Below are 26,182 nucleotides of genomic sequence, written 5' to 3'. Positions count from 1 at the left end.
GGCCCACCCATGCGTGACATCCCCTCCGGTCTCGCCGCCCATCTCGAGACGGCTGCGACGACGCTTTGCCATTGCTGGAGCCTGACGCGCCGCGACGGGCTCGTGCTCGGCTTCACCGATCACGATCGCAAGCTGTCTTTCGACGGCGTCGACTTCGCCGCGACGACCGGTGTCGAAGCGGCGGAAAGCGCGGCGGAGCTCGGCTTCGCCATCGGTGGCGGCGAGGTCGCCGGCGCCTTCGCGGCCTTCGGGCTGAACGAAACCGACCTGGCGCGCGGGCTTTACGACGATGCGCGCGCCCGCGTCTGGCTGGTCAACTGGGCCGACCCAGGCCAGCGCGTGCTGATGGAGGAAGGCTTCGTCGGCGAGATCAAGCGTGGCGAGACCAGCTTCACGGCCGAAATCCGCAGCTTCGCCAAGGCTTTCGACGAGGAGAGGGGCCGGCTCTACATGCGCTCCTGCTCGGCCGATCTCGGCGACGCGCGCTGCGGCGTCGCGCTCGTTGCGGCCGAAGCCGAGGTCATCGCGAGCGACGGCCGTCTCTCGTTCTCGGCTGAGGGCATGGGCTCCTACCCGGACGGTCATTTCACCGCCGGCAGGCTGGTCTTCACCAGCGGTGCGAATGCGGGTTTCGCCACCGAGGTGAAGCGGCATGGCCGCGAGGGCGCGCAGGCGCTGTTCCAGCTCTGGCAGGCGCCGGCGGCGCCGATTGCTATTGGCGACGGCTTCCGGGTGACGCCGGGCTGCGACAAGATCTTCGCGACCTGTCGCGCCAAATTCGCCAACGGCGTCAATTTCCGCGGCTTCCCGCATATGCCGACCAGCGATTTCATCATCGGCGGCGTCCGCCCCGGCGACGGGGCGCTCGACGGCGGGAGCCTGTTCCGATGACGCGCGACGAGATCGTCGAGGCGGCGCGGCTCTGGCTGGGCACACCCTATCATCATCAGGCCTCGCTGCGCGGCGTCGGCTGCGATTGCCTCGGGCTGGTCCGCGGCGTCTGGCGCGACCTCTGCGGAGCCGAGCCGGAAATGCCGCCGCCCTATTCGCCGAGCTGGGCCGAGAGCCTGCGGCAGGAGACGCTGGCTCTGGCGGCGGAGCGGCATCTGCGGCCGCTCGCCATCGCGGAGGCGAGACCGGGCGACGTGCTGCTCTTTCGCTGGCGCGCGCATCTGCCGGCCAAGCATTGCGCGATCCTGTCGGCGCCCGACCGCCTCATTCATGCCCATGACGGCGCGGCCGTCGCCGAGGTCGCCTTCACGCCCTGGTGGCAACGCCATCTCAGCCATGCCTTTTCCTTCCCCGGAGTGACCGACTGATGGCGACGCTTCTTCTCCAGGTTGCCGGGTCCGCCCTCGGATCGGGTCTGGGCGGCTCGATCGGTGGCGTCATCGGCCAGGCCCTGGGCGGGCTCGCCGGCGCCAGCATCGACCAGGCCTGGCTCGGCGGTGCCGGCGGCGGGAACAAGATCGTCGACGGCCCGCGCCTTAAGGAGGTCAACGGCCTCGCCGCGACGGAAGGAGGCGCGATACCGCGTCTCTACGGCCGGGCGCGGCTCGGCGGCCAACTGATCTGGGCGACGCGCTTCGAGGAGGAGGTCACCGTCTCGATCACGCGCACCAAGAGCGGCGGCAAGGGTGGCGGCCGCTCCAGGAAGACCTTCGAGACGACCTATAGCTACCATGCCAACCTCGCGATCGGACTGTGCGAGGGGCCGATCGCCTTCATCCGGCGCATCTGGGTCGACGGGCGCGAGCTTGACGTCGCGACGGTCTCGATGCGTCTGCATCACGGCCATGAGACGCAGGAGCCGGATCCGCTGATCGCTGCGAAGGAAGCGGGCGAGGCGCCGGCCTATCGCGGGCTTGCTTATGTCGTGTTCGAGCGCTTTCCGCTGGCCGATTACGGCAACCGCGTGCCGCAGTTCGATTTCGAGGTCGTGCGCGCCGTCGACGGCCTGGGCGGCATGATCCGCGCGGTGGCGCTGACGCCGGGGGCCGGCGAGTTCGTCTACGACGTCCGTGCGGTCAGCCACGAGCCCGAGCCCGGCGTCAGCGAAAGCCTGACGCGCCATCAGCTTTATGGCGGCAGCGATGCCGACACCGCGCTCAGCCATCTCCTGTCGTTGTGCCCCAGTCTGCGCCGGGTTTCGCTGGTCGTGTCCTGGTTCGGCGACGATCTGCGCGCCGGCGCTTGCACCGTCGCGCCCCGGATCGAGCTCTCGCACAAGCCCACGGTTGGGGCGCAATGGTCCGTTGCGGGGCTGACGCGCTCCTCGGCCCGCGCCGTCAGCCAGGTCTCCGGGCGGCCGGCCTTCGGCGGCACGCCCTCGGACGAGAGCGTCGTCGCGCTGATCCGGCGCCTGCGCTTCGATTACGGGCTGGAGGTCGTGCTCTACCCCTTCCTGATGATGGACATCCCCGCCGGAAACACGCTGCCGGATCCCTATTCGGAGTCGGCGAGCCAGCCGCGCTATCCCTGGCGCGGCCGCATCACCTGCGATCCGGCGCCGGGCCGGCCGGGCAGCCCGGAGGACAGCGCGGCGGTTGCGGCGCAGATCGCATCCTTCGTCGGCACCGTCGCGCCCGCCGATATGGCCGTGGCGGGCGACAGCGTCACCTGCGCCACGCCGGACGAATGGTCCTATCGCCGCCTCGTGATGCACTGCGCCGCGCTGGCGCAGGCCGCCGGCGGCGTAGAGGGTTTCGTCATAGGCTCCGAGATGGTCGGGCTGACGCATCTGCGCGGCGCGGCCGGCTATCCCATGGTCGATCAGCTCACGGCCATCGCGCAGGACGTCACGACGATGCTTCCCGGCACGGTCGCGACCTATGCCGCCGACTGGACCGAATACGGTGCGGATGTCCGCGAGGGCGGCGACAGCATCGATTTTCCGCTCGATCCACTCTGGGCTTCCCCCGCGATCGGCGCGATCGGCATCGATTTCTATCCGCCGCTTTCGGACTGGCGCGATTCCGGCAGCCATGCCGATGCCGCGATCGCGCGCGGCCCGGCCGATCTCGCCTATCTGCGCCAGCGCCTGACCGCCGGCGAGGCCTATGACTGGTACTATGTAGACGAGGCCGGCCGGGACGCGCAGGCGCGCCTGCCGATCACCGACGGCGCCTATGGCAAGCCCTGGATCTTCCGGCCCAAGGATTTGTGGGGCTGGTGGAGCCAGCTTCATATCCGCCGTGCGGGCGGCGTCGAGACGACGGCGACCCCGTTCGTGCCCGGCGGCAAGCCGGTCTGGCTGACCGAGATTGGCGTGCCCGCCGTCGACAAGGGCGCCAATGCGCCCAACATGTTCCCCGATCCCAAATCGGACGAAGGCGGCTATCCGCCGTTTTCGAGCGGAGTGCGCGACGATTTGGTGCAGGCCCGTGCGCTGGAGGCGATCATCTCGGGCTTCGATCCGGCGCGGGCCGGGTTCGATCCCGCGCGCAATCCGGTTCATCCGGTCAGCGGCATCCGCATGGTCGATCCCGACAGGATATTCGTCTGGACCTGGGATATGCGGCCTTTTCCGGCTTTCCCTGACATCTCCGGCATCTGGGCCGACGGCGCGAATTTCGAGACCGGTCACTGGCTGAACGGGCGCCTGGAAGGCACGCCGGTCGACCGGCTCGTTGCCAGGCTCCTGGCCGATTTCGGCCTGCCACCGGCGGACCGGATCACGGTCGACGGCTTCGTCGACGGTTTCGTGCTGGACCGCCCGCTATCGGCGAGGCAGGCGCTGGAGCCGCTCGCCCAGAGCTTCGGCTTCGATGCGGTCATGAGCGGGGGAACCCTGCGTTTCGAAGGCAGGGGCGGCCAGGTTTCCCGCCTGCTCGGCCCCGACGATCTCGTTCCCGATCGCGATGGCGAGCCGTTCACGCTGCGGCGCAGCCAGGAGACCGAACTGCCGCTCGAATTGCGCCTCGGCTTCAGCGACAGCGAGGCCGATTATCGCAGCGCCGCGGCGCGCTCGCGCCGGCTGGCGGGGGCAGCTCGCCGCGAGGTCGCCGTCGACACCGCGATCGTGACCCGCTCGGCCGAGGGGCAGCGCCTTGCGGACCAGCGCTTGCAGGAAGCCTGGGCCGGGCGCGAAGCTCTGGAATGCGAGCTGTCGCCGCGCTGCATCGCGATCGAGCCCGGCGATGTCCTGTCCGTGTCGACGGAAGCCGGCAACCGCCTGTTCCGCGTCACCCGCATCTCCGACGGTCCGGCGCGGAAAGTCAGCGCGCGCGCCGTCGAACCGGCGGTCTACGTGACGACGGGAACGAGCGGTGGCACGCGTCCGCCGCGCACACCTCCCGCCTTGCCCGGGCGCCCGCTCGCCGTGCCGCTGGCCTTGCCGATCGTCACCGTGCAGCCGCCGCCTTTGCTGTCGCTCGCCGCCTTCGCCGCGCCCTGGCCGGGTGGCCTCGCGATCTGGCGCGCCGACGAGGCCGGGCAGTTCGCGCTGGACGGCTTCGTCGAGGCGCCTTCGATCGTCGGCGAGACCTTGACGGCATTGCCGCCGGGGCCGCTCTGGCGGACCGATCGGCGTGCCGTGCTGGAGGTCAGGCTGCGCGGCGGCGTGCTGTCCTCCGTCTCGCCGGAGGCGGCGCTGGCCGGAGCGAACGCACTCGCCCTGGTCGATGAGGATGGCGCGGTCGAGATCGTTACGGTGTCTCAGGTCGAGCTGGTCGGGCCGCAACAGTTCCGCCTGTCGGGCCTGATCCGCGGGATCGGCGGCAGCGAGGCCGCGGCGGCACGGCTGCTGCCGGCCGGCGCCCGGGTGGTGGTGCTGGATGGGGCGGCTGTCTCGCTGACGAGCGATCTGGCGGATATCGGCCGGAGGCAGCGTTATCGCGTCGGTCCGGTCCGCGACGATGTCGGCGATGCGACGATGGTCGAGTTCGAGACCGCGATCACGGGCGAAGCGCTCTTCCCGCTCTCCCCGGTCCGGCCTGGAGCGACCCGGACCGGGGACGGCATCGTCCTGAGCTGGCTCCGGCGGACGCGGATCGACGGTGATTCCTGGGAGCTGGCGGAGGTGCCGCTGGGGGAGGAGAGCGAGCGCTATGAAATCGGCGTTCTCGACGGCGAGGATCGGCTTCGTACCGAAATCGTGAACGCGCCCGGATGGCTCTACCCGGCCGCGCAGGAACTCGCGGATTTCGGGACGCCGCAGCCGGATATCGGGCTTTCGCTCCGCCAGCTCGGCGCCACGGTCGGGCAGGGGCGCGAATGGCGTGGACGGATTCCGGTGCGTTGATCTACTGTGAGTTGTGAACGAGGTGATGCATTCATGGCGCATTCACACGGATGGGACTAGCCGATGTCGATGATGCCGGTCGAACCGATCCTTGCTTTTGCGCTCATCGCCTCCTCGCCGTTGCCGCTCATCCGCGTCGACGACGCCACGCCGATTTCTTGCCTGTCCTCCGAGGAGACGCGCGACGCCGTCGCCGAAGGGCGCGTCATGCAGCCCGCGGAAGCTTCCCGCCATGCTCGCGACGCCGCGCCTGGCGAGGTGGTTCGCATCAGGCTCTGTCGACAGGGCGAGGAATTCGTCTATGTCGTGACGACACTGAAGCGAGACGGCCGCGTCGCGAGGGTGACGCTGGAAGGACAATCCGGCAAGATCGCCACCATCCGCTGACAGCCGTCGCGGCTTCTCCAACTGGAGCGACCCTACCGTGAGATTGCTCGTCGTCGAGGACGACAAGGACCTCAACCGCCAGATCGCGACCGCGCTCGAGAATGCCGGTTATGCCGTCGACAAGGCCTTCGACGGCGAGGAAGGCCTCTATCTCGGCGAGGCCGAGCCCTATGACGCGGTGATTCTCGATCTCGGCCTGCCGAAGGTCGATGGCGTCGCCGTGCTGCAGGGCTGGCGCCGGGCCGGCAAGACCATGCCGGTGCTGATCCTGACCGCGCGCGACCGCTGGAGCGACAAGGTCTCGGGCTTCGACGCCGGCGCTGACGACTATGTCGTCAAGCCCTTCCATATCGAGGAACTGCTGGCCCGCGTCCGCGCTTTGCTGCGCCGCGCCGCCGGCCACGCGACTTCGGAGCTGGTCTGCGGCCCCGTCCGGCTCGATACCCGCGCGAGCCGCGTCGTCGTCGACGGCAATCCGGTCAAGCTGACCTCGCACGAATACCGCCTGCTCTCCTACCTGATGCATCATCAGGGGCGGGTGGTCTCGCGCACCGAGCTGGTCGAGCATCTCTACGATCAGGATTTCGACCGCGATTCCAACACGATCGAGGTCTTCGTCGGTCGCCTGCGCAAGAAGCTCGGCGTGGATGTCATCGAGACCGTCCGGGGGCTCGGCTATATCGCCGCCGCTCCGGAAAAGGTCTGATCGCGGGCGATGCCGCTCAGGTCCCACCGCTATTCGCTGGGAACGCGGCTCTTCGTCTCGGCGGCGTTTTGCTGCGTTCTGATCCTCGTGGTGGCGGGCATCGGCCTCACCACCTTCTATCGCCGCTCGGCCGAGCGCGGCTTCGACGAGCGGCTCTCGGTCTATATCAAGCAGCTCGTCGCCGATCTCGCCGCGCCTCCCGAAACCGAGCGTCAGACGATCGGCGACCTCGGCGAGCCGCGCTTCGATCTGCCGCTGACCGGCTGGTATTGGCAGATCACGAGGCTCGATGGCGAACGGCCCAATGTCCGGGCCTCGCGCTCGCTCGTCGGCGGGCAACTCCCCAAGCTGCTCGATCAGTCCATCGCGCCCAACAGCCGGGGCCTGCGCGAGAGCTATGTCTCCGGCCCGGACGATCGCCAATTGCGCATCCTGGAGCGCGAGATCGATGTCGGCGAGGACGGCCGCTTCACCGTCGCGGTCGCGGCGCCTGCCGACGAGATCGAGGGCGACATCCAGGATTTCCGCTTCGCGCTGGCGATGACCTTCCTGCTGCTCGGCATCGCTCTGGTCGCCTCGACGCTGGTGCAGGTCCGCTTCGGCCTGCGACCGCTGGTGCGCCTCCGCTCGGCCGTCGGCGCGGTGCGGACGGGTGAAAATCCGCGGATCGTCGGGCAGTATCCGCCCGATCTCGCCCCGCTCGCGAGCGAGCTCAACCAGCTCATCGACGCCAATCACGAGATTCTCGACCGCGCCCGCACCCAGGTCGGCAATCTCGCCCATGCGCTGAAGACACCCCTCAGCGTGATGATGAACGAGGCCGGCACGAGCGGCGACGGCCAGTTGCCCCAGACCGTCCGCGCGCAAGCCGCGATCATGCGCGATCAGGTTCAGTATTATCTCGACCGGGCCCGCGCTGCCGCGCTGTCCGGCGCCCTCGGCGGCGTGACCGAGATTGCGCCCTCGCTCGATGCGCTGCTGCGCACCTTCACCAGGATCTCGCAGGGCAGGGGTATCTCCGGGTCGCATGCGATCCGGCCGGATATTCGCTTCCGTGGCGAGAAGCAGGACCTGGAGGAGATGCTCGGCAATCTCCTCGACAACGCCTTCAAGTGGGCCTCCTCGACGGTGGAGGTCTCGCTCGCCGCTGGGAAGGCACCTGATACCGAACGGATCGCGCTCCTGATCGACGATGACGGTCCCGGTTTGCCGGAGGGGGCGATGGCCGAGGTCCTCAAGCGGGGCCGCCGGCTCGACGAAACCACGCCGGGCTCCGGCCTCGGCCTCTCCATCGTCGTCGATCTCGCCAAGCTCTATGGCGGCAACCTGACGCTGCAACGCTCGCCGCTCGGCGGTTTGCGGGCGCGGCTGGAGCTGCCTTCGGTTTAGAAGAATTCCTGGGCGCGTGACCCTTTGTCACCATGAACCCGAGCGGATGATTGGCTAAGAACGCCGCATGATGATCTGGGCCATCTTTGCAGCCATGACGGGAGCGGCGATCTTCGCCTTGCTCTGGCCGCTCAGCCATGGCCGGGCGCAGGCCTTTGCCGATGTTTCGGATGCCCGCAGCCTCTACCGCTCCCAGCTCAAGGAGATCGACCGCGATCTCGCGCGTAAGCTGATCGGCGAGGAGGAGGCGCAGGCCGCCCGCACCGAAGCTGCCCGCCGCCTTCTGCGCGCTGCCGGCGACGAGGCCGGCCCTGCCGGCGAGACCGAGCCGTCGCTGCGTCGCCGCCGGGCGAGCTCGGCCCTGATGCTCTCTGTCGTGCCGCTGCTCGCGCTTCTGATCTACGGTCTCTACGGCTCGCCGGGCCAGCCCGACCAGCCGCTGGCTGCGCGCATGGAGAGGGCCGGGCCGCAGCAGGATTTCGCCATCGTGCTTGCCCGCATGGAGGCGCATCTCGCAGCCAATCCGGGCGATGCCAGGGGCTGGTCGCTGCTTGCGCCGATCTATCTCCGCCAGGGGCGTTACGAGGAGGCTGCCAAGGCCTTCGCGGCGGCCGTCCGCTCCGGCAAGCCCGATGCCGATCTCTATGCCGGTTTGGGCGAAGCCCGCATCATGGAAGCCGGCGGGGTTGTGACGGCCGCAGCGCGCGAAGCTCTGGCCGAGGCGGTCAAGCTCGATCCGAAAAGCCCTCGTGCCCGTTATTATCTCGCCCTCGCAAAGGAGCAGGATGGCGATGGCGAGGGCGCGCAGGCCGCGCTCTCCCAGCTTCTGTCCGAGGCGCCCGCCAATGCCGACTGGGCCGGCGCCGTTCGCGCCCGGCTGGAGCGAATGCAGGCCGATGCCGGCCGCAAGGCCGTCGCAGCCCTTCCCGAAGCCGAACGCCAGCAGGCCATCAAGGCGATGGTCGACGGTCTGGCCGAGCGCCTGAGCGCCGGCGGCGGCAGCCTGCCCGAATGGAGCCGCCTGATCAGGGCTCGCGCCGTCCTCGGCGATAAGCCGGCGGCGCTCCAGGCGATGAAGACCGCGCGCGAGCGGCTCGCCGAGGACAAGGCCGCGCTTGCGGCGATCGACGCGCTCGCCGATGAATTGGCCTTGAAGGAGGCCGCACCATGACGATTGCCCAGCCGACGCGGCCGCTCCCGGCGAAACGCCGCTTCACCCGCAAACAGCGCAGGCTGACCCTGATCGCCTCGGCTGGCGCCGTGCTGTGCCTGGCTGCCGGCCTCGTCCTCTTCGCGATGCGCGACACCATTGTGTTCTTCTATGGCCCCACCGAGATCGCCGAGAAGGGCGTGCAGCCGGGCACCCGCATGCGCCTCGGCGGGCTGGTCGAGGCCGGCTCTGTCCAGCGCAGCGGCGGCCAGCGCGTCGCCTTCAGCGTCACTGACGGCAAGACCTCGATCAGGGTCGGTTATGATGGCCTGCTGCCCGATCTCTTCCGGGAAGGGCAGGGCGTCGTCACCGAGGGCATCTTCGAGGGGGCAGGTCGCTTCAAGGCGGATTCGGTGCTGGCGAAGCATGATGAGACCTATATGCCGCGCGAGGTCGCCGACGCACTGAAGAAACAGGGGCACTGGCAGGCGGGCAGCGGTGCCGGCGCGCCGGCTGCCGCTCCGGCCAAGCCATGAGCCAAGCATGATCGTCGAGATCGGCCATTACGCGCTGGCGCTCGCGCTCGGCGTCTCCGTGATCCAGGCGGTGGTGCCGTTCTGGGGCGTGTTCCGGCAGGACAGGACGCTGGCCTCGGTCGGCAGCAGCGCGGCGCTGGTCTCCTTCGCGCTGGTCGCCTTGTCCTTCGCGGCGCTGGTGACGTCCTATGTCCGCTCCGATTTCTCGGTCGGCAACGTCGTCGCCAATTCCCATTCGGCGCAGCCGCTGATCTACAAATTCACCTCCGTCTGGGGCAACCACGAGGGCTCGATGCTGCTCTGGGTGCTGATCCTGACGCTGTTCGGAGCGCTGGTCGCGCTCTCGCGCCGTTCGCTGCCGCCGCGCCTGCGGGCCGGTGCGCTCGCCGCGCAGGGACTGGTCGCCGTCGCCTTCCTCGCCTTCACCCTGCTGACCTCGAACCCGTTCCAGCGTCTCTCTCCCGTGCCGGCCGAGGGGCAGGACCTCAACCCGATCCTGCAGGATCTCGGCCTCGCGATCCATCCGCCGCTGCTTTATGTCGGCTATGTCGGCTTCTCGATCACCTATGCTTTCGCGGTCGCCGCACTGATCGACGGGCGCATCGATGCGATGTGGGCGCGCGCCGTCCGGCCCTGGACCTTGCTGGCCTGGACCTTCCTGACGCTCGGCATCGCGATGGGCTCCTACTGGGCCTATTACGAGCTCGGCTGGGGAGGCTGGTGGTTCTGGGACCCGGTCGAGAACGCCTCCTTCATGCCCTGGCTCGCCGGCACCGCCCTGATCCACTCGACCGTCGTGATGGAGAAGCGCGACGCGCTGAAGGTCTGGACGATCCTGCTCGCGATCCTGACCTTCTCGCTCTCGCTGCTCGGCACCTTCATCGTCCGTTCCGGCGTGCTGACCTCGGTCCATTCCTTCGCGACCGATCCGGCGCGCGGCCTCTTCATCCTGCTGATTCTGATCTTCTTCGTCGGCGGATCGCTGGCGCTCTTCGCCTGGCGCGCTCCTCTGTTGCGGCAGGGCGGATTGTTCGCGCCCGTCTCCCGTGAGAGTGCGCTCGTCGTCAACAACGTCTTCCTGGCGACGGCCTGTGCCACCGTTTTCGTCGGCACGCTGTATCCGCTGCTGCTGGAGATGGTGACCGGCGACAAGATCTCGGTTGGCGCCCCCTTCTACAACGCGACCTTCGTGCCGGTGGTGGTGCCGCTGCTGCTGCTGCTGCCGATCGGCCAATCGCTCGCCTGGAAGCGCGGCGACCTGCTTGGCGCGGCGCAGCGCAATGCCTTCGCTTTCGGGCTCGCGGTGCTGGCGGCGCTGGCACTGCTCTTCTTCACGCGCGGCGGCCCGGTCCTGGCGCCGCTCGGCGCAGGCCTGGGCGTCTTCCTCGTGCTCGGAGCCGGCTTCGACCTTGCCGAGCGCATCGTCACCCGCGCCAGCGGCTGGCGGGCGATGCTGTCGCGGGCACGCGGCCTGCCGCGTTCGGCCTGGGGCACGGCGCTCGCCCATGCCGGCGTGGGCTTGAGCATCATCGGCATCGCAGCCCAGGCCTGGAGCACCGAGGCGATCACCGTCCTGAAGCCCGGCGAGCGCCTGACCAGCGGTCGCTACACCATCGTGCTGGAAGGCCTGTCGCCGCGCACCGGCCCGAATTTCCGGGCCGAGGTCGCCCGCTTCCAGGTCTTCTCGGGCGATCGCGAACTCTCGCCGGTCGAGGCCTCCAAGCGCGTCTACACGGCCCGCTCCATGCCGACGACGGAGGCAGGCATCCGCACGGACGGCCTGAGCCAGGCCTATGTCAGCCTCGGTGAGGCGCAGGATGGCGGCGTCGCGGTGCGCCTTTACGACAAGCCCCTGATCCTGCTGATCTGGATCGGCTCGCTCGTCATGGCGCTGGGCGGCGGGCTCTCGCTGACCGACCGGCGTTTCCGGCTGGCGGCGCCGAAGCGTGCCGCGCCGGCCGCCGCCGCGCAGCCGGCGGAGTGAGCGCGATGCGGCGGATCGCCCTCATCCTCGGCCTGATGCTGCTGGCGGCGCCCGCGGCGCAGGCCGTTCAGCCCGACGAGATATTGCCCAACCAAGCACTGGAGCAGCGGGCGCGCGCCATCTCCGGCGAGCTGCGCTGCCTCGTCTGTCAGAATCAGTCGATCGACGATTCCGATGCGCCGCTCGCCCGCGATCTGCGTATCCTGGTGCGTGAGCGTCTCGTCGCCGGCGACGACGACAAGGCCGTGGTCGCTTTCGTCGTCGCCCGCTACGGCGACTTTGTGCTGCTGCGCCCGCCGTTGAACGCGCATACGCTGCTGCTGTGGGGCGCGCCCTTCCTCATCCTGCTGCTGGCGCTCGCCTTTCTGTGGCACCGCGCCCGCCAGCGCAGCTTTGCTCCAGCGGCGCTGCCGGCGCTTTCGGCCGACGAGGAGGCACGGCTAGCGGCGCTGGTTGGGCCGCAGGATGGCGCAAGACGACCGGACTGAAGATCGCGCTCCAATCGGACGTCCGGGCTTTCACTGTCGCTCCGAACCACGCTGAGCGTCGGTCTAAATGTTGATACCGCAGCGTTGATACAGCTCGTGCTTCAACGCTCGGACCTTGGGGCCTTCCACCGCATAGCTCACCCTGTTGGCGCGGCCAAAGGGTTGCAGCGAGGCGTAGGACTGAAAGACGCGCGCGAGACATGCCGCCTTCGCGCCGGTATAGCCACGTTGTGCCGCAATCCGCATGCCGGTTTCGTATGCTGAGCGATTCTGAGCTAGAGCAAAGCCGCTGAACCCCGCCGTGAAGGCCAGCACGATACTGATCTTACGCATCGTAGTCTCCCAACCATGCGACAAGAGGAGATGATGCGGGAGACGGCGTCAAGACGACCAGGGCGATCTGGCCAACCTTACGAAACCGTCATCTTCAGGCCAAAGCCGCGTAAGGCGGCGGGCGTCATGGTCCTCCTCACGAGCAGGGACAGAACCCTGTCGCTCCAAGAGGTTCCCGCCATGACGACACAGACCGAAAATCGCAAGTCCATCCTGAAGCGCGGCGCCCTTCTCGCCGGCACCGCCATCCTCGGCATCGGCCTCGCCGCCGGCATCGCCGACAGCGCGCTGATGCAGAACCACAATGCCATCGCGCAGCCGATCCAGCTCTCCGGCGGGCAGACGGCGCTGCCCTCCTTCGCCGATCTCGTCGACAAGGTGAAGCCGGCCGTGGTCTCCGTTCGCGTCAAGGCGCAGGTCGCCTCCGCCGGCGATGAACAGAGCCTCGACGACATTCCCCCGCAGCTCCGCCGCTTCTTCCGCGAGCGTGGTGAGGGCGCCATGCCGAGCCGTCCGCAGCCGCGCCAGACCATGTCGCAGGGCTCCGGCTTCTTCGTCAGTCAGGACGGCTATGTTGTGACCAACAACCACGTCGTCGAGAATGCCGTGGAGGTCCAGCTCGTCACCGATACCGGCAAGACGCTCGACGCCAAAGTCGTCGGCACCGATCCGCGCACCGATCTCGCCCTGCTCAAGGTCAAGGACGCCGGCAACTATCCTTACGTCCAGCTTGCCGATGCCAAGGCACGTATCGGCGACTGGGTGCTGGCGATCGGCAACCCGTTCGGCCTCGGTGGCACGGTCACGGCCGGCATCGTCTCGGCGCAGGGCCGCGATATCGGCTCCGGCCCCTATGACGACTTCATCCAGATCGATGCGCCGATCAACCGCGGCAATTCGGGCGGCCCGACCTTCAACCAGAACGGCGAGGTCGTCGGCGTCAACACCGCGATCTACTCGCCCTCCGGAGGCAATGTCGGCATCGCCTTCGCGATCCCCGCCTCGACGGTCAAGCAGGTGGTCGAGTCGCTGAAGAAGGACGGCACGGTGGCGCGCGGCTTCATCGGCGTGCAGATCCAGCCGGTCACCGGGGAGATGGCCGACGCTATCGGCCTGAAGGACGCCAAGGGCGCGCTCGTCGCCGAGGCGCAGGGCAACGGCCCCGCCGCCAAGGCCGGCATCCGTCGCGGCGACACCATCACCGCGGTCAATGGCGAAGCGGTCAAGGATGCGCGTGATCTTTCGCGCAGGATCGCGGCCTTCGCGCCGGGCACCAAGACCACGATCACCGTCTACCGCGAAGGCAAGTCGCGCGACGTGACCTTCGAGGTCGGCCGCCAGCCGGCGGCCTGAACCGGAGCTGGCAGGTCCCTCGGTTTCCTGTCGCCCCAGCCCAGGGACTTTGCCGTCGCGGCGGCAGGCCGGATGCGTATCCTCCGGCCTGCCGTTTTCATTCGTCTTGAGATAGGGTCCGCCCATGCGACTCCTGATCGTCGAAGATGATGCCGAGGCTGCGGCCTATCTGACCAAGGCGCTGCGCGAGGTCGGCCATGTCGCCGACCATGCCGCGGATGGTCTGGAAGGTTATGCCATGGCCGAAGGCGGCGGTTATGACGTGCTGGTCATCGACCGTATGCTGCCTCGGCTCGACGGGCTCTCGCTGATTCGCTCGCTGCGCGAGCAGAAGGACGAGACACCCGCGCTCATCCTGTCCGCGCTCGCCCAGGTCGACGACCGGGTGAAGGGCCTGCGCGCCGGCGGCGACGACTATCTGCCCAAGCCCTATGCCTTCTCCGAGCTGCTCGCACGGGTCGAGGTGCTGTCGCGCCGGCGCGGCGCGCCGGCCTCCGAGCCGACCACCTATCGCGTCGGCGATCTGGTGCTCGACCGGCTGGCGCATCGCGTCACCCGCGAGGGGCAGGAGATCGTGCTGCAGCCGCGCGAGTTCCGCCTGCTCGAATATCTGATGAAGCATGCCGGCCAGGTCGTGACCCGCACCATGCTGTTGGAGAATGTCTGGGACTATCATTTCGACCCCCAGACCAACGTCATCGACGTGCATGTCAGCCGCCTGCGCGCCAAGGTCGACAAGGGCTTCGAGCCGCCGATGATCCACACCATCCGCGGCGCGGGATACATGGTCCGTGACACCCGCTGACGGAAAGATTCTCTCAGGCGAAACGGGCTCCGCGCCACGCAAGCGCCAGAAGTTCCTGCCGACCTTGTTCCGTACGACCGCCTTCAAGCTGACGGCGGCCTATCTCGTCATCTTCGCGCTCTTCGCGGCCTTCGTGCTGGGCTATGTCGCCTGGAACGCCAGGCGCCTGCTCGACGACCAGATCCGCTCGACCATCGATGCCGAGATCCAGGGCTTGGCCGAGCAGCAGCGCCAGGGTGGCATTCGCCGCCTCGTCAACATCATCGAGCGCCGCTCGCGGGCGCCGGGCGCCTCGCTTTATCTCGTCACCACCCCTGTCGGCGAGCGCATCGCCGGCAATGTCGAGGCGATCCCGCCCGGCACGCTCGACCGCACCGGCGAGAGCGAGATCGAATACGCCCGATCCAGCGAGACGGTCGATCGGCCGAGCCACGCGCTGGTGCGTGTCTATTTCCTGCCGGCCGGCTTCCGCCTGCTCGTCGGCCGCGACCTCGAGGAGCGGGAACGTCTCGGTATCGTCATCCGCCGCGCCGCCGGCTGGTCGCTGGCGCTGGTCTTCGTCCTCGGCTGCTTCGCGAGCTGGTTCGTGGCGCGGCGCGTGCTGAAGCGCATCGACGGCATGAGCGAGACCGCGCACGGTATCATGGAGGGCGATCTCAAGGGTCGGATCGCCATCACCGGCACCGGCGACGAGCTGGATCGGCTGGCGCTCAATCTCAATGCCATGCTCGACCGCATCGGCGAGCTGATGGCCGGCATGCAGCAGGTCAGCGACAATATCGCCCATGACCTCAAGACGCCGCTGACCCGCCTGCGCAACCGGGCCGAGGAAGCCCTGCGCACGGCGCAATCGCCGGATGAATTGCGCGCGGCCCTCGACGGCGCGATCGAGGAGGCGGACAACCTGATCCGCGTCTTCAACGCGCTCCTGATGATCGCGCGGCTGGAAGCCGGCCGTATCAGCGAGACCATGAGCGAGCTCGACGTCTCCGAGATCGTCTCCGGCCTCGCCGAACTCTACGAGCCGTTGGCCGAGGAAGCCGGACTGACGCTGACCTGCGACGTTGCCCCCGGCCTGAAGATCCGCGGCAATCGCGAGCTCATCGGGCAGGCTCTCAACAACCTGATCGACAATGCCCTGAAATATGGCGGGTCGGAGCAGGGCGGCGACGGCACCGTCGCGGTCTCGGCCCGGCAGATCGGCGATCAGGTCGAGCTTGCCGTTGCCGATCACGGTCCGGGCATTCCGGAGGCGGATCGCGGCCGCGTGCTGGATCGGTTCGTGCGGTTGGATGCCAGCCGCAGCAAGCCGGGCTTCGGGCTCGGCCTCTCGCTGGCGGCCGGCGTCGTGCGCCTGCACGGTGGTCTGCTGCGGCTGGAGGACAATGCGCCGGGCTTGCGCGTGGTCATTCTCCTGCCGGCCGATCGTTCCAAGCCTGTGGACACGCCGGCCCTTGCGGAAGCTCCCGCCTCGACAGCGGCGCCAAACCCTGCTGGCGTGCCCAGCCACTAAGGGTTTTATATCCGAGCCCTCATCCTGAGGAGCCGCGCCAGCGGCGTCTCGAAGGATGCTCCAGTTACCTCCACCCTCTGGAGCATCCTTCGAGACGCGCCTGCGGCGCTCCTCAGGATGAGGGCTCGATATCTGGTGCGAGGGAGTTCGCGATGGCGGAACGGCTCTGTGACAGGCTCAAGGTGGCGCCGGTCCTGCCGGCGAAGGCCAAGGCCGAGGCGCTGCTGAAGCGCGAGCTGATCGAGCGTCTCCATGACGAGGAGGCGGCCGGGGCGCTGAGCGCGCATCTGGCCGAGCATCCGCGTAGCGCCGCGCTCGTCGCCGGCATCCTCGCCCATTCGCCCTTCTTGACGCAGATCATGCGCTTCGATCCGGCCGGCTTGCTCGCCGCCCTGGCGGACGCGCCGGAGGCGCGCCGCGACGCGCTGCTCGCCGGCATCGCGGCCTTTGCCGACGCCGGCTGCGAGACCGCCGACCTGATGCGCGAATTGCGCCGCTTCCGCCGCTCCATGGCGCTGCTGATCGCGCTCGCCGATATCGGCGGCGCCTGGGACGTCGAGACCGTGACGCAGGCGCTGACCGCGACCGCCGATACGGCGGCGCGTCTCGCCACCAACCATGTCCTGCGCCAGGCGGCCGATCTCGGCCGGATCAACCTCGCCGACCCCGCCGATCCCGGTCCGGGCTCCGGCCTCGTCGTGCTGGCGCTCGGCAAGCATGGCGCCGGCGAGCTGAACTATTCCTCCGATATCGACATCGTCGTCTTCTTCGATCCCGAGGTGGCGGAAGTCGCCGGCGTCGGCGAACCCACCAGCTTCTTCGTCAAGCTGACCCAGCAGATCGCGCGCATCATCCAGGAGCGCACGCCCGACGGCTATGTCTTCCGCGTCGACCTGCGCCTGCGGCCGGACCCGGCCTCGACCCATGTCGCGGTCTCGCTGCCCTCGGCCTATTCCTATTACGAGACGGTCGGCCAGAACTGGGAACGCGCCGCCATGATCAAGGCGCGGCCGATCGCGGGCGATATCGAACTCGGTCGGCGCTTCCTGAAAGACCTCGCGCCCTTCATCTGGCGCAAATATTTCGACTTCGCGACCATCGCCGACATCCACGCGATGAAGCGCCAGATCCAGACGGTGAAGGGCCACGAGACCATCGCGGTCGCCGGCCATAACGTGAAGCTCGGCCGCGGCGGAATCCGTGAGATCGAGTTCTTCGTCCAGACCCAGCAACTCGTCTTCGGCGGGCGCCGCCCGGCTTTGCGTGGCCCGCGCACGCTGGAGATGCTCGGCGAATTGACGACCGAGGGCTGGATCACCCCGCAGGCCCGCGACGAACTCTCCGAATCCTATCGCTGGCTGCGCACCATCGAGCACCGCCTGCAGATGCAGGCGGATGAGCAGACGCAGACCCTGCCCAAGGCCGCCGGCGAGCTCGAAGGCTTCGCCCGCTTCTGCGGCTATCCTTCGACGGCCGCCTTCGGCAAGGCGCTGACGGCGCATGCAAAGCGTGTCGAAGGGCATTACGCCCTGCTGTTCGAGGAGGGGCCGAGCCTCGCATCCGAGGCGGGTACGCTGAGCTTCACCGGCTCGGAAGCTGATCCCGAGACGATCGAGACGCTGGGCAAGCTCGGCTTCCGCGACGGCGCGAACGCGGCGGAGACGGTGCGCGGCTGGCATTTCGGCCGCCGCGCCGCCGTGACCAGCGCCCGCGCCCGCGAGGTGCTGACCGAACTGACCCCGGCGCTGCTCGTCGCGCTCGGCCGCACCGCCGATCCCGATGGCGCGCTCGCCCATCTCGACAACGCCTTCGTCCGCATGCCCGCCGCAGTCGAACTGCTGACGCTGCTGCGCTCGCATGATTCCCTGCTGAAGCTCTTCGCCGAGATCCTCGGCAGCGCGCCGCGCCTCGCCAAGGTCGCGGCCCTGCACCCGCATGTGCTCGACGGTGTCATCGACCCGGCCTTCGGACAGGCGGTGCTTGACGTGGAAGCGCTGGAGCGCCGCATCCGCAACTATGTCGGTTCGCCCCCGCCGAGCGTCGAGGACGGGCTCGACCGCCTGCGTGACGCCGCCCGGCAGGAGAATTTCCTGGTCGGCGCCCGCCTGCTCTCCGGCGTCTATCCGGCGCAAGGGGCGGGGCAGGCCTATTGTGCCGTAGCCGAAGCCTGCCTGCGCGTCGCCTTCGCCGACACGCGCCGCTCCTTCGTCGAGGATCACGGCACGATCGAAGGGGCCGAGACCGTGGTGCTCGGCCTCGGCCGACTCGGCGCGGGCGAGCTGACGCCCTCATCCGATCTCGACCTGATCCTGCTCTATGACAGGCCGGAAGAGGCCGGCCCGAGCGACGGCGCCAAGAGCCTCGACCCCGTCACCTGGCATGTCCGCTTCACCCAGCGCCTCGTCGCGGCGCTGACCGTGCCGACGCGGCGCGGCACGCTCTATCAGGTCGACATGCGCCTGCGCCCGACCGGCAACAAGAGCCCGGCCGCGACCCAGTTCGCCGGTTTCGAGGCCTATCATTCCGGCGAGGCCGAAATCTGGGAGGAGATGGCGCTGACCCGCGCCCGCGTCGTCGCCGGCGATGTTGGTCTTGCGAAGCGTGCGGAAGCCTCGATCCGGGCGATCCTCTCGCGCAGGCGTGAGCCGGCCAAGGTCGCGACGGCGGTCGCCGAGATGCGCGCTCTCATTGCGAAGGAGAAGGGCGAGAAGGATCCCTGGGACCTGAAGCTCGCGGCCGGCGGCATCACCGATCTCGACTTCCTGGCCCAGTTCCTGCTGCTCGCCTATGCCAGCGAACATACCGGCCTGATCGTCAACGACACGGCCTCGGTCTTCGCGGCGGCCAAGGCGGCCGGCCTGCTTTCGGATGGCGACGCCTCGAGCTTGCTGGAGGCGCATCGCCTGATCGGCGACGTCCAGCTCTGGCAGCGCTTCACGGTCGAGGAGGCCTTCGATCCCAAGGCGGTGCCGCCCCGGGTGCTGCGCCGCATTGCGACCGCTGTCGGCCGGCCGGATGCGAAGGTCCTGAAGGCGGAGCTTGACGAGGTCCGCGCGGCGGTGAGGGCGATCTTCACGCGCGTGCTCGGCGAGGCGCGGAAGGGGTAGAGCGTCATTCTCGGGCTTGACCCGAGAATCTCATGACGAGGACGTGCTGGAGCCTCTTCCGGGAGGAGATGCTCGGGTCAAGCCCGAGCATGACGAGGCGGCGGAGGCCGGAGCCTCAGGCCGCCTGCGCGGTCACGCGCTCGGCACCGCCGTCGAGCGGCAGATGGACCATGACGATGGTGCCGGCGCCCATCGCCGAGCGCAGCCTCAGCGAGCCGCCATGCAGCTCGGCGAGCGAGCGGGCGATGGCGAGGCCGAGACCCGAGCCCTTGTAGCTGCGCACCAGATCGCCCTCGACCTGCTCGAACGGCCGGCCGACGCGGTCGAGCTTCTCCCGGGGGATGCCGATGCCGGTATCCTCGATGAAGATGTTGAGCGCGCCGGGGACATGGCGGGTGCGGACCGCGATCCGTCCGCCTTCCGGCGTGAACTTGGCGGCGTTGTCGAGGAGATTGCCGAGGATCTGGTAGAGCGCGTGCGGATCGGCTTCGAGATGGGTGTCGATCGGGCCTTCGATGGCGAGGATGAGCTGCTTGCGTTCCACCTCGGGCTGCACCTTCCGCAGGGCCTGGTCGAGCACCGGTCCGAGCGCGATCTCGGTCTTCTCAAGCCGCATCCGGCCGGATTCGATGCGCGACATGTCGAGGATGTCGTCGATGATCCCGAGCAGGTAGCCGCCGCTTGTGCGGATGTCGCGGACATAGTCGGTGTATTTCTCGCCGAGCGGGCCGAACAGCTCGCCTTCCATGATCTCGGAGAAGCCGATGATCGCGTTGAGCGGGGTGCGCAGCTCATGGCTCATATTGGCGAGGAATTCGGACTTGGCGCGATTGGCGCCTTCGGCGACGGCCTTCTGTTCCAGGTAGCGCTCGGCAAGCTCGGCGAGCTGCTGGGCCTGCGCCTCGAGCTTCTGGCGCGAGGCCTTGAGATCGGTGACATGCATCAGGAGCTGGTGTTCGGACTGGGTCAGCCGCTCTTCCTGCTGCTTGAGCTTGGTGATGTCGGTGCCGACCGAGACCGAGCCGCCATCCTTGGTGCGGCGGCCGTTGATCTGCAGCCAGCGGCCGTCCGACAGGCGGGCCTCATAGGAGGCGCCGGCGGCGCCGCGCTGCACACGCATCGGCTCGCGGTCGATCTGCGGCTGGGCAGAGAGCTCCATGATCTCGTCATAGGAGGCGCCGGATTGCAGGGCCTCGGCCGGAAGCTGGTGGAGCTGCTGGTACTTGGCATTGCAGAGCACGAGGCGATTGTCGGCATCCCAGAGCACGAAGGCTTCCGAGATCGCCTCGACGGCGTCCCGTAGGCGGGCATCGGCGGTGGCGGTGCGCTCGGCCATGCGGCGCTGCTCGGAGATGTCGACGACGATGCCGACGAGGTGGCGCGAGCGGGTACGGCGGTCGATCACCAGCTCGGCGCGGGCCTTGAGCCAAATCCATTCGCCCGAGGCGGAGCGGACGCGGAACTCGCGGTCGAGATGGTCGGCCTCGCCGCGGCTGATCGCATCGGCCAGCGCGTAGAGGTCGACATCTTCCTGGTTGATGAAGCTCGAGACCTCGCCGAAGGACATGTACTCGCCGCTGCGGTCATAGCCGAGCAGGGCATACATCGAATCCGACCAGTAGATCCGGCCGCGTGCCAGGTCCCAGTCCCAGAGGCCGCAATGGCCGCGGTTGAGCGCCGTGTCGATGCGCTCGCGGACGCAGTCGCAATCCTGGTCGGCGGCGCTCGCCCGCTTCGACTGGAACATGAAGGCGAGCGTGGTGACGCCGAGCACGAGCCCGGCGGCGCCGAACAGCAGGATCAGGCCGGAGCGGCGCAACTGCCAGGTCGAGAGGGCGCGGGAGACCGGCTGCAGCACCGCGACCTGCCCGAGCGGGGCGGCGAGATTGCGCACGCTGGCGAAGACGTCGGCGCCGTTGGGAAGGGTGATGCGCATCACGCCGACACGGTCGCCGAACACGGTGAGCGGCTGGGTCGGGCCGAGGAAGTCGACGAGCGTGCGCTGCGTCTGGCCGATCACCGGCTCGCTGGCGATGACGCGGCCATCGGCGCCGCTCACATGGACGAAGCGGCCATGGGCGGCGAGGTGGCGCGCGGTCAGGGCGGCCAGCACCGCGGCCGGTTCCTTGCCCGCCAGCGTGGCGTTGTCGAGCTCGCGGGCGACCAGCGCCGAGACCAGGTCCATGTCCCCGGCAGCGTCGACGAGGGCATCGTCGCGCATGGCCGCGGTCTGGATCAGCGCGCCGGCGCCGAGAATGATGAGGAAAAGTCCGACGAACGCCGGGATCGCGGTGCGGAAGGTGGGTTCGAAGCTTTCGAAGCGATGATACAACGGGTGCGTCAGCGAGCGCGCTACGCCCAGAATCGTATCGGCGCGCACAGGTGCGCAGCCCGCGTTGGCACGCGACATGCCCGGTCCCCCTTCGGAACTTTACCGTCAGTAAGATCGGGAGACGTGCCGCATCCCCGCGAATCACTGTCAGTTGAATCCGGGCGCCCCGGTTTGTCTAGCCCTGAGTTGAGTCAGGAGTGTCGAATTCTCCTTTAGGTTGTGGTGCTTGTGGCGATGAATCCTGCGCGGGTAATGAAGCGTTAATCTTTTGGACAGGTCGGCGTTAACCATCTTGGAACATCCGCCGCGCCGTCATTTCGGGCGCCGCGAAGCGGCGGGCCCGCAACTCGTGAACACGGTATTCCCGTCATGGTCGGGCTTGTCCCGACCATCCACGTCTTCCTTCGTGAAGCACGGTGTTCAAGACGTGGATGCTCGCCACAAGGGCGAGCATGACGGGGCGGAGCGATGCCGTGTTCATGGGTTCCTGGCTCTCCGCTGACGCGAAGCCCCGGAATGACGGAGCGCGGCTTCAGGCGAGCGCTCTTTCGGCGATGTCGGCGACGTCCCGCGACAGGTTCGGCAGCCGCGCGACGGTGCTCAGAGCCTCCTGTGCGAGGCGCTTGCGGCCGGGCTCCAGCATGCGCCAGCTCTTGAACGAGCCAAGCAGGCGAGAGGCGACCTGCGGGTTGGTCTTGTCGAGCGCGACGACGATATCGGCGACGAAGTCATAGCCCGCGCCGTCCGCCCGGTTGAACTGGGTCAGGTTCGCCGCGAAGCCGCCGATCAACGCCCGCACCCGGTTGGGATTGCCGAGCGAGAAGGCGGGGTGCTGCATCAGCGTCTTGACCCGCTCCAGCGTACCGGGCTCGGCGATCAGCGCCTGCGCCATCAGCCATTTGTCGAGCACCAGCGGTTCGCCCGCATAGGTCTCGGCAAAGCGGGCGATCAGCGCCTCGCGGCGCTCGCCCGGGATCAGCGTCATTGCCGCGAGCGCAGCAAGGCGATCGGTCAGATTGTCGCCGGCAGTGAACTGCTCCTCGCAGAGATCGGCAGCTTCAACCGGGGCGGCAAGCGCCGCGAGCCCGAGCAATTCGTTGCGTAGTGCCCGCCGCCCCGCCGAGGCCGCATCGGGACGATAGGCGCCGCTTGCCGCGAGTGACCCGCGCAGCCCCGGCAATTCGCCGAGCAGAGCCTTGCCGATTGCGGCCGACAGTTTGCGATGGGCGGCGAAGATCGCATCGGGGTCGACATCCCGACCGATCTCGCGGGCGATATCGGCCGGCGCGGGCAGGCGCAGCACTTGAGCGGCGAAGGCGGGATCGGACAGCGCGTCGCTCTTGAGGAAAACCTGCAAGGCTTCGCCGAGCTTGCCGGCGGTCGCTGCCAGCACCTCAGCATCGGCACCGCGCTTGCCGGCTGCCACGAGCACGCGCGTCGCGACGCTCTGGAGCGACTGCCAGCGATTGAAGGAATCGCTGTCGGCCGAGAACAGCCGCAGCAGGTCGGCATCCGACAGATCGAGATCGAGTCGCGCCGGCGCCGAGAAGCCGCGCATCAGCGAGGGGATCGGCGCTTCCGCGACATCCTCGAAGGTCATCGATAGCGAGGGCTGGTCCAGCACGACGAGCCCGTCGCCGGCATAGGCGTTCGAGGCCGTCTTCAGCGGCAGGTCGCCCTTCGCGCCGACGAGGCCGAGCTTGACCGGCAGCACGACCGGGAGCTTCTCGCTCTGGCCGGGCGTCGGCGGCGTGCTCTGGGCAAGGTCGAGCGTGTAGCACCTCGCCGCGGCATCGTAACGGCCCGACGCCACGATGGTCGGCGTGCCCGCCTGCTCGTACCACCTGGCGAAATGGTCGAGGTTCTGGCCGGAGGTCTCGGCGAAGCAGGCGAGGAATTCCTCGATCGTCGCGGCGGTGCCGTCGCAGCGCGCGAAATAGAGGTCCATGCCCTGCCGGAAGGCATCCTCGCCGATCAGCACCTTGAGCATGCGGATGACCTCCGCGCCCTTCTCATAGACCGTCGGCGTGTAGAAGTTGTTGATTTCCTTGTAGGCGCGCGGCCGGACCGGATGGGCGAGGGGGCCGGCATCCTCCGAGAATTGCGTCGAGCGCAAGGTGCGGACATCGGCAATGCGCTTCACCGCGCGCGAGCGCTCGTCGGAGGAGAATTCCTGGTCGCGGAAGACGGTCAGGCCCTCCTTCAGGCAGAGCTGGAACCAGTCGCGACAGGTGATGCGGTTGCCGGTCCAGTTGTGGAAATACTCATGCGCGATGATCGCCTCGATCGAGGCGTAGTCGCCGTCGGTCGCGGTCTGCGGATCAGCCAGCACATATTTGTCGTTGAAGATGTTGAGGCCCTTGTTCTCCATCGCCCCCATGTTGAAGTCGGACACGGCGACGACGTTGAACACGTCGAGATCATAGTTGCGGCCGAAGACCTGCTCGTCCCAGCGCATGCAGCGCACCAGCGAATCCAGTGCCCAGCCGGCGCGGTCTGCCTTGCCCGGCTCGACATAGACGGCGAGCTCGACCCTGCGGCCGTCGGCGGTGACGTAATCCTGCCGGACATGGTCGAGCGCCCCGCCGACCAGCGCGAAGAGATAGGCGGGTTTGGGGTGCGGATCGTGCCAGACGGCGAAATGCCGATCGCCGCCCGGCAGCTCGGCGGCCGCGACGAGATTGCCGTTGGAGAGCAGCACCGGGGCTTCCGCCTTCGCTGCTTCGAGCCTGACCGTATAGACGCTCATCACGTCCGGCCGGTCGAGGAAATAGGTGATGCGGCGGAAGCCGTCCGCCTCGCACTGCGTGCAATAGACCTTCGACGAGCGGTAGAGCCCCATCAGCTTGGTATTGGCGGAGGGGTCGATCTCCGTCTCGATCGTCAGCGTGAAATCATGCCGCGGCGGGTTCGGGATCGTCAGCGCCTGCGGCGTCACCGTATAGGCGGAAGCGTCGAGCGGCTGGCCGTCGATGGCCAGGGACTTCAAGACGAGTTCGTCACCGTCGAGCTTCAGCGGTGCGCCGGGCTGTCCTTCCGGATTGGGCCTGAGCGCCAGCAGGGCGCGCACCCGCGTCTTCTGCGGATGCAGGCCGATATCGAGATCGACGGTGTCGATCAACCAGTCGCTGGGGCGGTAATCCTCGAGGCGGATCAGCGGGGCGTCGTCGGTACGCATGGAATCCCTGATGGCGAAGGTCAGGGTGCGGTTCTAGAGCATGCCGGCGCGGGAGGGAAACGAGGCCGTCGTGCCAAACTCAGGCCGTCATGCTCGGGCTTGACCCGAGCATCTCAGGACGAGGGGGCAGGGAGCCTCCTTGGGAAAGAGATTCTCGGGTCTGCGCTGCGCTTCCCCCGAGAATGACGGCTAGGGTGTCGCCGGCACTGCCGGCTCCGCATGGCTCACCAGCCGGCAGACCTGCGGGCGGGCAAGGCGCACCGCGCGCTCGATCGCATCGACCGCGTGATGCACGGCAGCGACGTCCAGCGCCGGGTCGACGCGGCAATGGTAGTTCACCACCAGCCCCTTGGCCGTCTGGCGCACGCGCACGCTGTGGATGTCGTGGATCGGGCCGGCCACCTTGGCGGCCTCGCCCGCCAGCGCCTTGCCGATATCCTCGACCGTTTCCCAGGCTGCGTTGTGGCCTGCGGGCTGGCCGGTTTCCATCGGCTCGATATGGGTCTCGACCTCGGTCTCGCCGCCGAATTCGGCCCGGATCGCGCTTTCCAGCCGGGTTGCGATCTCATGGGCCTCGCCGAGCGGCAGGCTCTGGTCGACCTCCATGTCCATGCTCACCGACAGCTTCTCGCCGATCGAGTGGACGGTGACGTGATGCACCGGAATCTTGAGCTTGAGCGCGATCAGCAGCACGCGCTCCAGCGCCGTCTCGTCGTCGACCTGCACGGGGTCGGCCGTGATCGTGATCTCCGCGCCGGGCTCGGCCTGCAACAATGCCTCGCCGAGCTGCGCCTTGATCGCCACGACGCGGTCGAGCGGCAGCGTCCGTGAGACGCTGATGCCGATCTCGCCATGGACGCGCCCACCCGCGGGGCGCACGCGCAGCCAGTTGATGCCGACGACTCCCGGCACGCCGCGCGCAACCTCGCGCAGGGTCTCGCCGACGCCTTCCGGAGCCGCATCCAGCAAAGTGTCGAGCACGCGCCGGGCGAGGCGATAGGCCGAGAAGGCGGTATAGGCCGCGATCGCGAAGGCGGCCGCGGTATCGGCCCGCTCGAAACCGTACCAGACGCCGATCAGGCCGATCAGCACCAGGCCCGAGCCGACGAAATCCGCCGAGAAATGCGTCGCCTCGCCGGCCAGAGCCTCGCTGCCGGTTTCCTTGGCGACCTTCGTCAGCGAGCGCCAGCGGATCGCGTCGACGATCATCGAGAGCACGAGCACGCCGATGACGATCGGCGTCACCTCGACATGGGCGATGACATTGGTCCAGAGCCGGTTGCCGGCCTCCCACAGGATCGCGCCGGCGAGCGTGAACAGGATCGCGGTCTCGACGAGGGCTGCGAGCGCCTCGACCTTGCCGTGGCCGTAATGATGCTCGTCGTCCGCCGGCTTGTCGGAAGCGCGGACCGCGAACCAGGTGAACAGCGTCGAACCGACATCGACCAGCCCCTGAAGAGCGTCGGTCAGCAGCGCGAGCGAGCCGGAGAGGATGGCGCCGACGATCTTGGCCGCCGTCAGAAGGATCGTCGCCATCACCGAGAGAATGGCGGCGCGCTGCTTGATCTGGGCGATCTGGGCGGGCGTGGCGCGCACGGCCGGTGCCGTCGCCGGCCCGTCTTGCGTTGTCGTCATGGCGCGTCCTGTTCAGATGGCTTGGCGAGTTGGTCCGGAGTACC

Annotated in this window: 17 protein-coding genes and 1 pseudogene; 14 read left to right on the top strand and 4 right to left on the bottom strand. The window is 68.4% G+C overall.

Annotated features, from left to right (window positions below; translation table 11 throughout):
• Positions 1-9 precede the first annotated feature (9 nt).
• The 10 genes from OCUBac02_RS17295 to OCUBac02_RS17250 all read left to right on the top strand — a co-directional run bounded on the left by OCUBac02_RS17295 (position 10) and on the right by OCUBac02_RS17250 (position 11,882).
• Positions 10-891: a DUF2163 domain-containing protein gene (locus tag OCUBac02_RS17295; protein ID WP_173047362.1), complete on the top strand. Its 882-nt coding sequence runs from the start codon at positions 10-12 to the stop codon at positions 889-891.
• Positions 888-1,319, top strand: a complete 432-nt coding sequence (locus OCUBac02_RS17290) for an NlpC/P60 family protein (RefSeq protein ID WP_173047360.1) — start codon at positions 888-890, stop codon at positions 1,317-1,319. The genes OCUBac02_RS17295 and OCUBac02_RS17290 overlap by 4 nt, the downstream gene beginning before the upstream one ends.
• Positions 1,319-5,242, top strand: a complete 3,924-nt coding sequence (locus OCUBac02_RS17285) for a baseplate multidomain protein megatron (protein ID WP_173047358.1) — start codon at positions 1,319-1,321, stop codon at positions 5,240-5,242. Before OCUBac02_RS17290 ends, OCUBac02_RS17285 begins: the two co-directional genes overlap by 1 nt.
• Before the next feature lie 63 nt (positions 5,243-5,305).
• Positions 5,306-5,629: a PepSY domain-containing protein gene (locus OCUBac02_RS17280; protein ID WP_173047356.1), complete on the top strand. Its 324-nt coding sequence runs from the start codon at positions 5,306-5,308 to the stop codon at positions 5,627-5,629.
• A 37-nt stretch (positions 5,630-5,666) separates the two neighbouring features.
• The gene (locus tag OCUBac02_RS17275) at positions 5,667-6,335 is read left to right on the top strand and encodes a response regulator transcription factor (RefSeq protein WP_173047354.1); all 669 of its coding nucleotides are present in this window, start codon (positions 5,667-5,669) and stop codon (positions 6,333-6,335) included.
• A gap of 9 nt (positions 6,336-6,344) precedes the next feature.
• Positions 6,345-7,724: a sensor histidine kinase gene (locus OCUBac02_RS17270; RefSeq protein ID WP_173047352.1), complete on the top strand. Its 1,380-nt coding sequence runs from the start codon at positions 6,345-6,347 to the stop codon at positions 7,722-7,724.
• A gap of 67 nt (positions 7,725-7,791) precedes the next feature.
• Complete coding sequence (ccmI, locus tag OCUBac02_RS17265; protein WP_173047350.1) at positions 7,792-8,895, top strand: c-type cytochrome biogenesis protein CcmI; 1,104 nt, start codon at positions 7,792-7,794, stop codon at positions 8,893-8,895.
• A complete protein-coding gene (gene ccmE, locus OCUBac02_RS17260; protein ID WP_052232581.1) occupies positions 8,892-9,410 on the top strand; it encodes a cytochrome c maturation protein CcmE in 519 nt (172 codons plus the stop codon). Before ccmI ends, ccmE begins: the two co-directional genes overlap by 4 nt.
• Before the next feature lie 7 nt (positions 9,411-9,417).
• A complete protein-coding gene (locus tag OCUBac02_RS17255; RefSeq protein ID WP_173047348.1) occupies positions 9,418-11,394 on the top strand; it encodes a heme lyase CcmF/NrfE family subunit in 1,977 nt (658 codons plus the stop codon).
• Positions 11,395-11,399: 5 nt separating this feature from the next.
• On the top strand, positions 11,400-11,882 hold the full coding sequence (locus OCUBac02_RS17250; protein WP_173047346.1) for a cytochrome c-type biogenesis protein: 483 nt from the start codon (positions 11,400-11,402) through the stop codon (positions 11,880-11,882).
• Positions 11,883-11,945: 63 nt separating this feature from the next.
• Here OCUBac02_RS17250 and OCUBac02_RS17245 read toward each other — a convergent pair whose 3' ends face one another.
• The gene (locus OCUBac02_RS17245) at positions 11,946-12,215 is read right to left on the bottom strand and encodes a hypothetical protein (protein WP_173047343.1); all 270 of its coding nucleotides are present in this window, start codon (positions 12,213-12,215) and stop codon (positions 11,946-11,948) included.
• Positions 12,216-12,395: 180 nt separating this feature from the next.
• Here OCUBac02_RS17245 and OCUBac02_RS17240 point away from each other — a divergent pair.
• The 4 genes and pseudogenes from OCUBac02_RS17240 to OCUBac02_RS17225 form a co-directional block, all read left to right on the top strand.
• Positions 12,396-13,559, top strand: a pseudogene (locus OCUBac02_RS17240) (trypsin-like peptidase domain-containing protein); the annotation flags it as partial.
• A gap of 133 nt (positions 13,560-13,692) precedes the next feature.
• Positions 13,693-14,373 (top strand): response regulator transcription factor, encoded by a 681-nt coding sequence (locus tag OCUBac02_RS17235; protein WP_173047339.1) that lies wholly within the window; start codon positions 13,693-13,695, stop codon positions 14,371-14,373.
• Between the two features lie 7 nt (positions 14,374-14,380).
• The gene (locus tag OCUBac02_RS17230; protein WP_173049652.1) at positions 14,381-15,886 is read left to right on the top strand and encodes a sensor histidine kinase; all 1,506 of its coding nucleotides are present in this window, start codon (positions 14,381-14,383) and stop codon (positions 15,884-15,886) included.
• Between the two features lie 152 nt (positions 15,887-16,038).
• The gene (locus OCUBac02_RS17225) at positions 16,039-18,993 is read left to right on the top strand and encodes a bifunctional [glutamine synthetase] adenylyltransferase/[glutamine synthetase]-adenylyl-L-tyrosine phosphorylase (protein ID WP_173047337.1); all 2,955 of its coding nucleotides are present in this window, start codon (positions 16,039-16,041) and stop codon (positions 18,991-18,993) included.
• Between the two features lie 115 nt (positions 18,994-19,108).
• Here the strand turns inward: OCUBac02_RS17225 and OCUBac02_RS17220 are convergent, their stop codons facing one another.
• The 3 genes from OCUBac02_RS17220 to OCUBac02_RS17210 all read right to left on the bottom strand — a co-directional run bounded on the left by OCUBac02_RS17220 (position 19,109) and on the right by OCUBac02_RS17210 (position 26,138).
• On the bottom strand, positions 19,109-21,403 hold the full coding sequence (locus tag OCUBac02_RS17220; protein WP_173047335.1) for a PAS domain-containing sensor histidine kinase: 2,295 nt from the start codon (positions 21,401-21,403) through the stop codon (positions 19,109-19,111).
• A gap of 454 nt (positions 21,404-21,857) precedes the next feature.
• The gene (gene pepN / locus OCUBac02_RS17215; RefSeq protein ID WP_173047333.1) at positions 21,858-24,503 is read right to left on the bottom strand and encodes an aminopeptidase N; all 2,646 of its coding nucleotides are present in this window, start codon (positions 24,501-24,503) and stop codon (positions 21,858-21,860) included.
• A 189-nt stretch (positions 24,504-24,692) separates the two neighbouring features.
• Entirely contained in the window at positions 24,693-26,138 is a 1,446-nt protein-coding gene (locus tag OCUBac02_RS17210; protein WP_082009973.1) for a cation diffusion facilitator family transporter, read from the bottom strand.
• Positions 26,139-26,182 lie beyond the last annotated feature (44 nt).

The organism is Bosea sp. ANAM02, assembly GCF_011764485.1.
In the GTDB taxonomy this organism is placed as follows: Bacteria; Pseudomonadota; Alphaproteobacteria; order Rhizobiales; family Beijerinckiaceae; genus Allobosea.
The sequence above is the reverse complement of the archived record's forward strand: the minus strand, read 5'-3'. Positions and strand labels throughout refer to the sequence as shown.

Excerpts from the sequence above, each read along its gene's own strand:
- OCUBac02_RS17295 (WP_173047362.1), top strand. The coding sequence starts at position 10 with ATGCGTGACATCCCCTCCGGTCTCGCCGCCCATCTCGAGACGGCTGCG.
- OCUBac02_RS17290 (WP_173047360.1), top strand. The coding sequence starts at position 888 with ATGACGCGCGACGAGATCGTCGAGGCGGCGCGGCTCTGGCTGGGCACA.
- OCUBac02_RS17285 (WP_173047358.1), top strand. The coding sequence starts at position 1,319 with ATGGCGACGCTTCTTCTCCAGGTTGCCGGGTCCGCCCTCGGATCGGGT.
- OCUBac02_RS17280 (WP_173047356.1), top strand. The coding sequence starts at position 5,306 with ATGTCGATGATGCCGGTCGAACCGATCCTTGCTTTTGCGCTCATCGCC.
- OCUBac02_RS17270 (WP_173047352.1), top strand. The coding sequence starts at position 6,345 with ATGCCGCTCAGGTCCCACCGCTATTCGCTGGGAACGCGGCTCTTCGTC.
- ccmI (WP_173047350.1), top strand. The coding sequence starts at position 7,792 with ATGATGATCTGGGCCATCTTTGCAGCCATGACGGGAGCGGCGATCTTC.
- ccmE (WP_052232581.1), top strand. The coding sequence starts at position 8,892 with ATGACGATTGCCCAGCCGACGCGGCCGCTCCCGGCGAAACGCCGCTTC.
- OCUBac02_RS17255 (WP_173047348.1), top strand. The coding sequence starts at position 9,418 with ATGATCGTCGAGATCGGCCATTACGCGCTGGCGCTCGCGCTCGGCGTC.
- OCUBac02_RS17250 (WP_173047346.1), top strand. The coding sequence starts at position 11,400 with ATGCGGCGGATCGCCCTCATCCTCGGCCTGATGCTGCTGGCGGCGCCC.
- OCUBac02_RS17245 (WP_173047343.1), bottom strand. The coding sequence starts at position 12,215 with ATGCGTAAGATCAGTATCGTGCTGGCCTTCACGGCGGGGTTCAGCGGC.
- OCUBac02_RS17235 (WP_173047339.1), top strand. The coding sequence starts at position 13,693 with ATGCGACTCCTGATCGTCGAAGATGATGCCGAGGCTGCGGCCTATCTG.
- OCUBac02_RS17225 (WP_173047337.1), top strand. The coding sequence starts at position 16,039 with ATGGCGGAACGGCTCTGTGACAGGCTCAAGGTGGCGCCGGTCCTGCCG.
- OCUBac02_RS17220 (WP_173047335.1), bottom strand. The coding sequence starts at position 21,403 with ATGTCGCGTGCCAACGCGGGCTGCGCACCTGTGCGCGCCGATACGATT.
- pepN (WP_173047333.1), bottom strand. The coding sequence starts at position 24,503 with ATGCGTACCGACGACGCCCCGCTGATCCGCCTCGAGGATTACCGCCCC.
- OCUBac02_RS17210 (WP_082009973.1), bottom strand. The coding sequence starts at position 26,138 with ATGACGACAACGCAAGACGGGCCGGCGACGGCACCGGCCGTGCGCGCC.